We start from the raw sequence: 12507 nt of genomic DNA, 5'->3' as shown, positions 1-12507 counted from the left end.
CTCCACGCACCCCGGTCGGCGGCAGGTATGTCGTGACGCCGCGCTGATCGGGCTCGCGGCCGGTGCGCTCGGGCTGCCGGCGGCGGGCGCGGCCCAAGCGGCGCCTGCCGCTTCTCCGTCCGCTGGGCGGCCGGTCCGGGTGCCGCTCGACGTCCGGGCACTGGCCCGGCAGCGGTACGGCTCCGACGCCGACTGGTACGCCGCGAACATCCCGTTCGTGGATCTGCCGGACCGCACGATTCTGGACACGTACTACTACCGCTGGGAAGCCTTCAAGAAGCATCTGCGCTCCACCGCCGACGGGATGCTGATCACCGAGTTCCTGCCCTCGGTCTCGTGGGAGGGGGCCAACTCGACCATCAGCGCGGCGGTCGGGCACCACCTCCACGAGGCGCGCTGGCTGCGCGACCGGACCGTCGTGGAGGACACCCTCGCCTGGTGGCTGGGCGGCGGCGGGAACCTGCACCAGTACACCTCGTGGATCGGCCAGGCGGTGTGGGCGGATTACGAGGTCAGCGGCGACGGCCGGGGGCCGCTGGCGCACTCCGCCGCGCTGGAGGCGGATCTGGACGCCTGGGAGTCCCATTACGACGCGGACATGGGGCTCTACTGGATCGCCCCGGTCAACGACGCCACCGAGTTCACCACGAGCGGGCTCGACGTCGGTGACGGCTGGGCCGGGGAGGCGTTCCGGCCTACGCTCAACAGCTACCTCTTCGCCGGGCACCAGGCCGTGGGGCGCATCGCCGCGCTGGCCGGGGACACCGCGAAGGCCGCCGCGCACGCCGAACGGGCGGAGCGGCTGCGGGCCCGGGTGCAGGAGAAGCTGTGGAGCCCGGAGTTCCGGCACTTCACCGACCGCTTCGGGCCGCAGTACCCGGACCGGCAGGGGGCCTTCGTCAGCGGACCGGAGCTGGCCGGATTCGTGCCCTGGTACTTCGGGCTGCCCGACGCGCGGTACGACGAGGCGTGGCGCAGGCTCACCGACCCGGACGCGTTCGCCGGGCGTTACGGGCTGCGGACGGTCCCGCCCTCGTCCCCGTACTACATGGTGCAGCACCGCACCCCGGGTGCCAGCCCGGGCGAGTGCGAGTGGAACGGGCCGTCCTGGCCGTTCCAGACGAGCCAGGTCCTCACCGCCCTGGCCCGCCTGCTGGACGAACGCCCGCAGGCCCCCGTCGGGCGCGACGACTATGTGGGGCTGCTGCGCCAGTACGCCGCCCAGCAGCACAAGGACCGGCGGCCGTACATCGCGGAGAACCTGGACCCGGACACCGGGGAGTGGATCGCGGACTTCCCGGACCGCAGTGAGCACTACAACCACTCGACCTTCGCGGACCTGGTGCTCACGGGGCTGCTGGGGGTGCGCCCGACGGCCGGTGACACGCTGCGGATACGCCCGCTCGTGCCCGCCGGGTGGGACCACTTCGCGCTCCAGAACGTGTCGTACCACGGGCGCGAGCTGAGCGTGGTCTACGACCGGGACGGCAGCCACTACCGGCTGGGCGTCCGGGGGTTGTGCGTCTGGGTCGACGGGCACCTCGTCGCCTCGGGGCGTCCGCTGTCCGGGACGGCGGTGGATCTGCGGCGGGCCCCGGTGCGCAGGCCGGAGGAGCTGGCGAACCGGGCGTTCAACCACAAGGGCGAAGGGTTCCCGCAGGCGTCCGCCTCGTCCAGTGGTGAGGGCACCGGTCCGGAGGCGGCGGTCGACGGGCGCGTCTGGTTCGACCGGGCGCCGGTCAACCGCTGGGTGTCGGCGCCGGACGGGGCGCGCACGGTGGAGTTCACGGTGACGGCGGCCGGTGCGGTCACGGTGGACCGGGCGCGGATCCACTACTACGACGAGGGGCCGGGGTCGGAGGTGCGCGTGCCCGTGGGCCAGCGGCTCCAGTACGCGGACGGGGACCGGTGGCGCGAGGTGCGGGTGCGGCCGGGGTCGGACCGCTCACCGGCCGCGAACACGGCGACGGAGCTGCTGTTCGCCCCGGTCACCGCGCAGCGCTTCCGGCTCGTTCTGACGGCCGGGCGGGGGTGCCGGGTGGCGCTGAGCGACCTCGAACTGCTCGGGCCGCGAGACGGCACGGCGAGCTGACGGGCGTTCACCGGTCCCGCAAGTGGCTTGCGCGGTAAGAGCGTTGAGTGCGCCGAATCCTCGCCAACCGGCGCACTCAACGCATTCCTCTCAGGCTTGAGTCACAAATTTTAGTTCTAGAAGCAGAATCTTGCGCACCGTCGTGGACTTCCTTGCGGCGGTGCTCCTAGCCTGTGGGACGTCCGAAGAGCCCCCACGAGCCGCAAGGACGACTTCGACGTGACTTCCCCACCCCGACGACCGCTGCTCAAGCGGTCCATATCCGCCTCCCTCTCGCTGGCTCTCGCCGCGGTCGGCACCGCCGCCGCCGTGGTACTGACCGGCGCCCCGGCCGCCCAGGCAGCCGGTGTCCCCGCACCCTCGCCGCTGTCCGTACCCGGCCGCGGCGCGACCGTCCCGTTCAAGGAACAGGAGGCCGAGTACGCGGCCACCAACGGCACCCTGATCGGTCCGAACCGCCTCTACGGCACGCTGCCCTCCGAGGCGTCGGGCCGGCAGGCGGTGACCCTGGACGCGGTCGGTGAGTACGTGGAGTTCACGCTCACCGCCCCCGCCAACGCGATGTCCTTCCGGTACTCGCTGCCGGACAACTCCGCCGGGACGGGCCGGGACGCCTCGATCGACGTACGGGTGAACGGGGCCTCACCCAAGGCGGTGCCGGTGACCTCCAAGTACGGCTGGTACTACGGGGGTTATCCGTTCAACAACAACCCGGGCGACACCAACCCGCACCACTTCTACGACGAGGCCCGGACCATGTTCGGGTCCACCCTGCCCATCGGCACGAAGATCCGGCTCCAGGTCTCCTCCACCGCCGACTCGCCGTCGTTCACCATCGACCTGGCGGACTTCGAGCAGGTGGGCGCGCCCATCGCCAAGCCCTCCGGTGCGCTGGACGTCGTCTCCGACTTCGGGGCCGACCCGACCGGGGCCGCCGACTCGACCGCCAAGATCCAGGCGGCCGTGGACGCGGGCAGGACGCAGGGCAAGGAGGTGTACATCCCGCAGGGCACGTTCCAGGTCCGCGACCACATCATCGTGGACAAGGTGACCCTGCGCGGCGCCGGGCCCTGGTACTCGGTGCTGACCGGGCGCGACCCGTCCAACCGGTCCAAGGCCGTCGGCGTCTACGGCAAGTACGCCGGGGACGGCGGCAGCAGCAACGTCACGCTCAAGGACTTCGCCATCATCGGTGACATCCGCGAGCGGGTCGACAACGACCAGGTGAACGCCATCGGCGGTGCCCTGTCCAACTCGACCGTCGACAACGTCTGGATGCAGCACACCAAGTGCGGCGCCTGGATGGACGGCCCGATGGACAACTTCACCATCAAGAACAGCCGCATCCTGGACCAGACCGCCGACGGGGTGAACTTCCACTACGGCGTCACCAACTCGACGGTCACCAACACCTTCGTCCGCAACACCGGTGACGACGGGCTCGCCATGTGGGCGGAGAACGTTCCGAACGTGAAGAACAAGTTCACGTTCAACACGGTGATCCTGCCGATCCTCGCCAACAACATCGTCACCTACGGCGGCAAGGACATCACCCTGTCCGACAACGTCATGGCGGACACCATCACCAACGGCGGCGGCCTGCACATCGCCAACCGCTACCCCGGCGTCAACTCCGGCCAGGGCACGGCCGTTTCGGGCACCACCACGGCCGCACGGAACACCCTGATCCGGACCGGCAACAGCGACTACAACTGGAACTTCGGGGTCGGCGCGATCTGGTTCAGCGGGCTCAACGAACCGATCAACGGCAACATCAACATCACCGACAGCGAGGTCCTGGACAGCTCGTACGCCGCGATCCACCTCATCGAGGGCGCCACCAACGGGCTGCACTTCAAGAACATCAAGATCGACGGCGCCGGGACCTACGCGCTCCAGATCCAGGCCCCCGGCACGGCCACCTTCGACAACGTCACGGCGACGCACATCGCGCAGTCGAACCCGATCCACAACTGCGTCGGCAGCGGCTTCCAGATCACCCGGGGCTCCGGGAACTCCGGCTGGTACGCCGATCCTCCGGCCTGCACGGGTGTCTGGCCCGACCCGGTGTGGACCAACGGCGGCGTCCCGGGCGGCGGCACCGGCACGACGGACCCCACCGACCCGCCGACCGACCCCACGGACCCGCCCACCGGCCCGACCGACCCGCCCGAGGAGACCGGTAACCTCGCGCAGGGCCGCCAGGTCACCGAGTCCGGCCACGCCGACGTGTACGGCGCGTCCAACGCGGTCGACGGCAACGCGAACACCTACTGGGAGAGCAGGAACAACGCCTTCCCGCAGACGATCACCGTGGACCTCGGCGCCGCCAAGTCCGTCAAGCGGCTCGTCCTGAAGCTGCCGCCGTCGTCCGCCTGGTCGACGCGCACCCAGACCCTGAGCGTGTCGGGCAGCACCGACAACAACACGTACAACTCCCTGAAGGGTTCGGCGGGTTACACCTTCAATCCGTCGAGCGGCAACCAGGCGACGGTCACCCTGCCGGGCACGTCGGCCCGCTATCTGCGGCTGACGTTCACCGCCAACACCGGCTGGCCGGCCGCGCAGCTCTCGGAACTGGAGGCGTACACCAGCTGACCGGGAACCCGGAAACACCGGTGGGCGGCACGCATCGCGCGTGCCGCCCACCGGGCATGTCCCCTGCGGGGAGCGCTACTTGAGCGTGTAGCTCTTGGCGGCCGCCGCGGCCTCGGCCGGCCTGACCACCTTCAGGCCGCCGGGGACCTTGTCGTCCGGCTTCATGATCACGCTCTCCCGGGTGGAGGGCGCCGCCGGGTCGGTGAAGTCGTGCGCGACCCCGAAGTCGGTGCCGAATCCGGTGATGGTGAGCAGCGCCTTGTCGACGCCCTCGCGGGTGAGGTCCTTGGCCGCGCACGCCTTCTTCAGGGCCTCGCCGTACAGGTCGGCGGCGGTGTACCCGGCGATGACCCCGTTGTCGAGACCGTCCTTCGGGTAGGCGGCGGCGTACTCCTTCGCCAGCTTCGCCGGGCCGGTGCCCGGGTCGCCGACGGGCAGGGTGGACGCGGCGACGTAGTAGTCCCGCGTCAGGGCCGGGCCCGCCTGGGTCTTCAGCAACTGCGGGGCGTACGCGGAGTTGTTGCCGATCACCGGGACCTTGAGGCCGGTGGCGGCGGCGACCCCGACGAGCGAGGCGGCCTGGCGTGGGCCCGCGCTGACGACGACGGCCTTGACGCCCGCCTGCTTCAGGGCGGCGACCTGGGCGGTCATGTCGTTGTCGGTGGGCTTGATCTTCTGCTCCACCACGGTGAGGCCCGCCTGCCGGGCCGCGTACTTGGAGCCTGCGAGCGCGTTCTCTCCGTAGTCGCCCTCGAAGTAGACATGGCCGACCTTGTCGCCCTTCGCGATGCGCTTCTCCGCGAGCAGGTAGTCGATCGCGTTGATCGTCTCGATGTCGTACGTGGCGCCGATGACGCGCACGTACGGGCTGCCGAGCAGGTTCGCCGACCATGCCTGCGGCAGGACGAGGCCCTTGTCCTGGCCGTCGATGCGCTGCTTCACGGCGGCGACGAACGGGGAGCCGATGAACTGGACGAAGCCCAGCACCTTGGGTTCCAGCTCGGTGTAGCCAGCGACGGCCTTCTGCGGGTCGTAGCCGTGGTCGCGCACGGTCAGCTCCACCTTGCGGTCGCAGATGCCGCCCTCGGAGTTGGTCTGCTTCACCCAGAGCTGCTGGGCCTGGGTGACGCTCTTGCCGAGCGAGGCGTAGACGCCGGTCATGTCGGTGAGCGCGCCGAGTGCGATCACCGAGTCGGTGACCCCCTCACCGGTCCTGACCCCGCCCTTGGCCCCCTCTCCCCCGTCGGAGGACTTGGCCTTCTCGCTGCATCCCGTGAGGGCGAGGGCGAGGGCCGCGCACATGGCCCCGAGCACACGCAGTTTCATTTCTTCTCCCCTGGGTTCTTCATCGGGCGCGTCAGGCCGCCGGGCAGGAACAGGACCGCCGCGACGACCGCGGCGCCGTACAGGTAGCGCGAAGCCTCGCCCGGGGTCAGGCCGCCCGTGCCTGGGGCGGCGACCAACGGCAGCGATTCGCTGTAGTGGGTGAGGAGCTGGGGCAGCAGCGACACGAAGGCCGCGCCGACCACGGCCCCCGCCACGGTGCCGAGCCCGCCGATCACGATCATGGCGAGGTATTCGAGGGACAGGACCATGCCGAAGTACTCGGGCACCGTCCGCTGGAAGACCAGGGCCAGGAGCACCCCGGCCAGTCCGGCGTACATGGAGGACAGGACGAAGACCCCGGCCCGGTAGCGGGCCACCGGGACGCCCATCACCCCGGCCGCGACGCGGTGGTCGCGGAGGGCGTTCAGCGCCCGGCCGGGCCGCCCGCGCAGCACCCCGCGCGCGAACAGACCGCTGAGGAGCAGGGCGAGCAGCGCCGCGTACCAGAGTTTCTCGGAGGACTGGAACGGCACCGCGGCCACCAGCACCTCGGTGTCGTCGAAGGTGAGGCCGAAGAGCGACAGCGGCGGCACCGGGCGGCCGTTGTAACCGCCGGTGAGGGACGAGGCGTTGAACAGCACGTGCTGGCCGATGAAGATCAGCGCCAGGGTGGCGATGCCGAGGTAGGCGCCGCGCAGCCGCCCCGCGATCGGACTGAACAGCCCGCCCGCCGCCCCGGCGAGGAGGACGGCGAGGACGGCCGCGAGCCAGCTGGGCAGGCCGAGCCCGGACAGGGTGTGCCCGTTCTCCGTACCGCTCTCCCCCGCCAGCACGCAGTAGCCGTACGCGCCCACGGCGAGGAAGAAGGCGTGGCCCATGGACAGCTGTCCGGTGGCCCCGGTCAGCAGGTTGAGCCCGATCGCGCCGATCGCGGCGGCCATCGCGAACAGCCCGGCCTGGAGCCAGAAGCGGTCCAGGTAGAAGGGGAGGGCGAGGAACAGCGCCGATCCCGCCGCCCAGGCCCAGGTACGGGGACGGCGCAGCCGCGCGGTGACGGTGTACGCGAACGGGGTGGCGGTCTCAGACACGGGCGGGCTCCTTCGTACCGAGGAGTCCGGCGGGGCGTACGAGCAGCACGATCACCATCACCAGGTAGGGGGCCAGGTCGCCGATGCCCCGGCCGAGGAACGACAGATCGCTCTGGTATCCGGTGGCGAGCGATTCGGTGACCCCGACGATCAGGCCCCCGGCGAGGGCGCCGGTCGTGGAGTCGAGGCCGCCGAGGATGGCGGCGGGAAACGCCTTGAGCGCGGCGAGCGAGGTCGCCCGTTCCAGGCCGGGTGTGGGGAAGACGGTGAGGAACAGCGCGGCGACGGCGGCGAGCGCCCCGGCGACCGCCCAGGCGGCGAGCGAGACACGGCCGAGCCTGATCCCCATCAGCGCCGCCGTCCGGGGGTTCTCGGCCGCCGCGCGCATCGAGACGCCCCAGGAGGTGAAGCGGAAGGCGAGCAGGAAGACGGTGATGAGGAGGGCCGCGGCGACGAACGCGGCGACGCGGGTCTGGGCGAGCGTGACCCCGCCGACGGTGAGGACCCGGTTGCCCCAGGGGTCACCGAGCGCCAGCACCTCCGTGCCCATGCGCCGGGTGAGTTCGGTGGTCAGGAGGATGTCGACGCCGATGGTGACGATGGCGAGGACGCTGTGGTCGCTGCCCCGGTAGCGGCGCATCACGAGGAAGTCGACGGCGGCGCCGACCACGGCCGCGCCCGCGACTCCGGCCGCGAGGGCGGGCCAGAAGCCGATGTCGTCGTGGAGCACGGCGGTGACGTAACCGCCCGCCAGCAGCAGGGAGGCATGGGCGAAGTTGACGACCTCGGTGGCCTTGAAGATCACGACGAAGCCGAGCGCGATCAGGGCGTAGACCGAGCCGATGGACAGGCCGCCGAGGAGGAGTTCGATGAAGGTGGTCATTGCGGTGCTCCCAGATATGCCTGGACGACGGCGGGATCGTTCTGGACCTCGGCGGGCGTTCCGTCGGCGATCCGGCGTCCGAAGTCGAGTACGGTCACGGCGTCCGCGAGCCGCATCACCACCCCCATGTCGTGCTCGACCAGCACGATCGAGATGCCGAGGCCGTCGCGGACCCCGGCCACGACCGCGGCCGTACGCTGCCGCTCGTCGGCGGTCATCCCGGCGACGGGTTCGTCCAGCAGGAGCACCTGCGGCTCCATGCACAGCGCCCGGCCGAGCTCGACCAGCTTCTGCTGCCCGTACGGCAGTGCGCTCGCGGGCCGTTCCAACTCCGCTTCCAGGCCGATGAACTCCGCGATCTCGCAGACCCGTTCGCGATGCGCGCGGGCCTCCCGGGCGGCGGACGGCAGCCGCAGCCCGGCGGCCAGGAATCCGGCCCGGGTGAGCCGGTGGCGGCCGAGCATCAGGGTGTCGGCGACGGTGGCGTACGGGGGCAGCGCGAGGTTCTGGAAGGTGCGGGCGACCCCGAGCGCGGCGATCCGGTGCGGGGCGAGCCCGGTCAGCTCGGTCCCGCCGAGCCGGACGCTGCCGGAGGCCGCCCGGCAGACCCCGGACAGCACGTTGAACGTGGTGGACTTTCCGGCGCCGTTGGGCCCGATGACGGCGTGCACGCTGCCCGGCTCGACGGTGAACGAGACGCCGTCGAGGGCGGTGAGCCCGGCGAAGCGGACGGTGACGTCGTGGACGCTGAGCTGCGCGGGGGCGGTCACGCGGACCACCTGCTCAGGGTGCGTACGGTGGTGGCCGCCGCCCGGTCCGCGTCGGCGGCGGCCGCCTCGTCCACGACGCCCAGATAGCGGCGGCGCACCTCGTCGGATGCGGCCAGTTCACCGGCGGGCCCGTGCAAGGTGACCTCGCCGACCTCCAGGACGTAGGCCGTGGTGGCGAGGCGCAGGGCGATCGAGGCGTTCTGCTCCACGAGCAGGACGGACGTGCCGGAGGCGTTGATCTCGCGCACCGTGTCGGCGATGCGCTGCGCCATCAACGGCGCGAGGCCGAGCGAGGGTTCGTCCAGGAGGAGCAGCCGGGGGCGGGCCATCAGGGCGCGGCCCATGGCCAGCATCTGCTGCTCGCCGCCGGACAGCAGCCCGGCGCTCTGGTGGGCGCGGCGGGCGAGCACGGGGAACAGCTCGTGCACACGGTCCCGTGCCTGGGCCGCGGCCCTGCGTCCGCCGTCCGCGCCGAGGGCTCCCGCGCGGAGGTTGTCCGCCACGGTCATACGGGCGAACACCTGTCGGCCCTCGGGGACGTGGACGATCCCGGCGGCGACGATCCGGTCCGGCCGCAGCCGCTCCAGGGGGCGGCCGTCGAACCGGATCGTGCCGGTGGCGGCGCCGCCGTGGAAGCGCAGGGTCCGCGATATCGCGCGCAGCAGGGTGGTCTTGCCGGCGCCGTTGCCGCCGAGCACGGCGGTGATCGTGCCCGCCGGGACGTCGAGGTCGATGCCGCGCAGGGGGCGTACGGGGCCGTAGGTGGCGGTGAGTGCGCGGATCTCCAGCGTGGGCATGGGGGGTGCCTCCTCCTTCCGCGGTTCCTGTGGTGCCACAGGTCAGCAGGGGGAGGAGGGGGGCGTCCATGGGGGTGGGGGGATGCGGTGCGGGTGCCACGGTGGGGCGGGGCGGGGTTGTGCGGGTGCACAGGGCGGGCGGGGCGCCTTGTCCCCTACCCGCCCCTTCCCGGAACCGGGGGCGCTGCCCCCGGACCCCCGCTCCTCAATCGCCGGAGGGGCTACCTGTAAGCCCCCCGGTTCAGACCAGAAAGTCGCGCGCGATCGACTCCGCCGCGCGCTCAAGCAGCGGCCCCGCCTCCGCCATGCACACCGCAGGATCCGGCTCCAGGTCCAGCAGCGCATACGCCCGCCGGATCCCCGCCCCCTCCAGCGCCTCCGGCGCAAGCGCGAGGCGGCCGCAGACCGCGACGACCGGGAGGCCCGCCGCTCGCGCCGCCGCCGCGACGCCCGCCGGGGCCTTGCCGTGGAGGGTCTGGGCGTCGAGGGAGCCCTCGCCGGTGATGACGAAGGTCGCCCGGTCGAGCGCGGGCGCGAAGCCGAGGACGTCGAGCATGACCTCGATCCCGGGGCGGAAGCGCGCGCCGAGGGCGACGAGCGCGCCGTAGCCGATGCCGCCGGCCGCCCCGGCGCCGGGGAGGTCGGCCTGCTCGGGGCCGAGGAGCGACGCGTAGTGCGCGAGTGCCGCGTCGAGGGTCGCGATGTCCGCCTCGGTCGCGCCCTTCTGGCGGCCGTAGACCTCCGGCGCGCCCTTCGGGCCGGTCAGCGGGTTGTCGACGTCGCTGGCGAGGACCAGGTCGATACCGGTGAACCGGGGGTCGAGCCCGGACAGGTCCGCCTCGGCGAGGTCCGCGAGACCGCCGCCGCCCGGCCCGACCGGCTTGCCGTCCGCGTCGAGGAAGCGGGCGCCGAGCGCGGCGAGCATGCCCGCGCCGCCGTCCGTGGTCGCGCTGCCGCCGACGCCGAACACGATGGTCCGGGCCCCCGCGTCGACCGCGGCGAGCAGCAGTTCCCCCGAGCCGTACGTGGTGGCGGTGAGGGGCGCGAAGACTCCGTCGGGCAGGTGCTGGAGGCCGGACGCCTCGGCCATCTCGACCACCGCGGTGGTCCCCCGCACCGCGTAGGCGGCGGTGACGGGGTCGCCCAGGGGCCCGGTCACCCGCACCTCGCGGCGCTCGAAGCCGGCGGCCACCGCCGCCGCCACCGTGCCGTCGCCGCCGTCGGCGACCGGCAGGGTCTCCACCCGTACATCCGGGACGACGCGCCGCAGACCGGCCGTCACCCGCTCCGCGACCTGCACGGCCGTGAGCGAGCCCTTGAACTTGTCCGCCGCGACGAGCACGCGTGCGGTCACTGCTCCGTCCGTCACCATGATTCCCTTTGCATTCGAACAGGCAGTCGCGCCGCCCCGACCCTATCCGGCGCACCCCCTCCCTGCCCATGGTCTGATCGATCAAAATGCCCCTAGGCTGACCGTGTGACCACTACTGACTACGCCACGTATATCGCCGGTCTTCCCAAGGTCCTCGTCGGTGCCGCCTGTGTCTTCCGGGACGCGCGCGGCCGGGTGCTGCTGGTGGAGCCGAACTACCGGGAGGGGTGGACGCTGCCCGGCGGGACGGTCGAGTCGGCCGACGGGGAGAGTCCGCGCCAGGGTGCGCGCCGCGAGTCGCTGGAGGAGATCGGGCTGGACATCGAGCCGGGGCGGCTCCTCGCCGTGGACTGGGCGCGCGGCAGCGACCGGCCGCCGATCGTGGCGTACGTGTACGACGGCGGGGTCCTGGACGAGGAGCAGCTGAAGACGATCCGGCTCCAGGAGTCGGAGCTGCTGTCCTGGAAGCTGGTCGAGCCGTCGGAGATCGACCGGCATCTGAAGGGCGCGCGCGCCCGGCGCATGCACGCGGCACTGCGGGCGCTGGAGTCCGGCACGGGCGCCGTGGAGCTGGAGGACGGCCGCCCCGTCGGCTGAGGCAGGGCGGCGGGTCAGCCCTGGGTCTCCGGCGGCCTGGTCTCGTCGTCGCGCGCGGTCTCCTCGCGCGCCGCGACGCGGGCCTCCGTGCGGTGGCCGCGCGCGATGTAGTCGCGCACGACGAGTTCGACCGCGTCCTGCGGGTTGCCGACCCCCGCGAGCACCATCACTTCGACCACGAGTTCCGCGTCGAGGCTGACCGCTACCTTCGCCATGGCGCGACGGTAGCACCGCGCCCCCGGTACGGTCCCGGGCATGACTCTCCGCGCCACCCGGGCCTCGTACGACACCGTCGCCGCCGACTACGCCGCGCTCCTGGCGGACGAGTTGGCCGGGAAGCACCTGGACCGGGCGATGCTCGGCGCCTTCGCCGCGTACGTGCGCGAGGAGGGCGGCGGGCCCGTCGCCGATCTGGGCTGCGGGCCGGGGCGGATCACCGCGTACCTGCGGGACTTCGGTCTCGACGCCTCCGGCACGGACCTCTCCCCCGGCATGGTCGCCGAGGCCCGGCTGCGCTACCCGGACCTGCGGTTCGAGGTGGGGACGATGAGCGCGCTGGACCTGCCCGACGGCTCGCTGGGCGGGGCCGTCGCCTGGTACTCGCTCGTCCATACGCCGCCGCGGGAGCTGGGGCCGTACGTGGCCGAGTTCCGCCGGGTCCTGACCCCCGGCGGCCATCTGCTCCTCGCGTTCAAGGCGGGCGACGACGAGGGCGTACGGCTGGAGCACGCGTACGGGCACCCCGTGGACCTGGACGTCTACCGCTTCGACCCGGACCGGGTGGCCGGGCTGCTGGAGCGGGCCGGGTTCGAGCTGAGGGCGCGCCTCGTGCGGGCGGCGGATCCGGAGGAGCGGACTCCGCAGGCGTTCCTGATCGCGCGGCGGCCGATCGGGTGAGGTAGTGTGGACGGCTGCGAAGGGGAGTAGCCCCGCAAACCGGTCGTCGACACACTGGAGCCTCCGGGTTCCCGGTGGCCGGGCTCG

11 protein-coding genes are annotated in these 12507 nt (G+C 72.3%); 4 read left to right on the top strand and 7 right to left on the bottom strand.

Features of this window, described 5'->3' with window-relative positions:
• Window positions 1-139 precede the first annotated feature (139 nt).
• Window positions 140-2092: an MGH1-like glycoside hydrolase domain-containing protein gene (locus AMK18_RS03535; RefSeq protein WP_241836438.1), complete on the top strand. Its 1953-nt coding sequence runs from the start codon at window positions 140-142 to the stop codon at window positions 2090-2092.
• 219 nt (window positions 2093-2311) lie between these two features.
• On the top strand, window positions 2312-4690 hold the full coding sequence (locus AMK18_RS03530) for a discoidin domain-containing protein (protein ID WP_073861596.1): 2379 nt from the start codon (window positions 2312-2314) through the stop codon (window positions 4688-4690).
• Window positions 4691-4765: 75 nt separating this feature from the next.
• Here the strand turns inward: AMK18_RS03530 and AMK18_RS03525 are convergent, their stop codons facing one another.
• The 6 genes from AMK18_RS03525 to AMK18_RS03500 all read right to left on the bottom strand — a co-directional run bounded on the left by AMK18_RS03525 (window position 4766) and on the right by AMK18_RS03500 (window position 10926).
• Complete coding sequence (locus AMK18_RS03525) at window positions 4766-6016, bottom strand: ABC transporter substrate-binding protein (RefSeq protein WP_073861595.1); 1251 nt, start codon at window positions 6014-6016, stop codon at window positions 4766-4768.
• Window positions 6013-7104, bottom strand: coding sequence for a branched-chain amino acid ABC transporter permease (locus AMK18_RS03520; protein WP_073861594.1), 1092 nt, complete (start codon window positions 7102-7104; stop codon window positions 6013-6015). The genes AMK18_RS03525 and AMK18_RS03520 overlap by 4 nt, the downstream gene beginning before the upstream one ends.
• Window positions 7097-7987, bottom strand: coding sequence for a branched-chain amino acid ABC transporter permease (locus AMK18_RS03515; RefSeq protein ID WP_018100368.1), 891 nt, complete (start codon window positions 7985-7987; stop codon window positions 7097-7099). Before AMK18_RS03515 ends, AMK18_RS03520 begins: the two co-directional genes overlap by 8 nt.
• Complete coding sequence (locus tag AMK18_RS03510) at window positions 7984-8766, bottom strand: ABC transporter ATP-binding protein (protein ID WP_073861593.1); 783 nt, start codon at window positions 8764-8766, stop codon at window positions 7984-7986. The genes AMK18_RS03515 and AMK18_RS03510 overlap by 4 nt, the downstream gene beginning before the upstream one ends.
• Entirely contained in the window at window positions 8754-9554 is an 801-nt protein-coding gene (locus tag AMK18_RS03505) for an ABC transporter ATP-binding protein (protein ID WP_073861592.1), read from the bottom strand. Before AMK18_RS03505 ends, AMK18_RS03510 begins: the two co-directional genes overlap by 13 nt.
• Window positions 9555-9795: 241 nt before the next feature.
• Complete coding sequence (locus AMK18_RS03500) at window positions 9796-10926, bottom strand: glycerate kinase (protein ID WP_073861591.1); 1131 nt, start codon at window positions 10924-10926, stop codon at window positions 9796-9798.
• Between the two features lie 105 nt (window positions 10927-11031).
• Here AMK18_RS03500 and AMK18_RS03495 point away from each other — a divergent pair, with 105 nt between their 5' ends.
• Complete coding sequence (locus tag AMK18_RS03495; RefSeq protein ID WP_073861590.1) at window positions 11032-11523, top strand: NUDIX domain-containing protein; 492 nt, start codon at window positions 11032-11034, stop codon at window positions 11521-11523.
• A 14-nt stretch (window positions 11524-11537) separates the two neighbouring features.
• Here the strand turns inward: AMK18_RS03495 and AMK18_RS03490 are convergent, their stop codons facing one another.
• Complete coding sequence (locus tag AMK18_RS03490; RefSeq protein ID WP_018100373.1) at window positions 11538-11738, bottom strand: hypothetical protein; 201 nt, start codon at window positions 11736-11738, stop codon at window positions 11538-11540.
• A 40-nt stretch (window positions 11739-11778) separates the two neighbouring features.
• On the opposite strand from AMK18_RS03490, the gene AMK18_RS03485 reads away from it, so the two are divergent.
• A complete protein-coding gene (locus AMK18_RS03485; protein WP_073861589.1) occupies window positions 11779-12420 on the top strand; it encodes a class I SAM-dependent DNA methyltransferase in 642 nt (213 codons plus the stop codon).
• The last annotated feature ends 87 nt before the right edge of the window (window positions 12421-12507 follow it).

It is taken from the genome of Streptomyces sp. CB01249 (assembly GCF_001905735.1).
Classification (GTDB): Bacteria; Actinomycetota; Actinomycetes; order Streptomycetales; family Streptomycetaceae; genus Streptomyces.
Note: the sequence above shows the minus strand (reverse complement) of the source record. Positions and strands in the feature narration are given on the sequence as shown.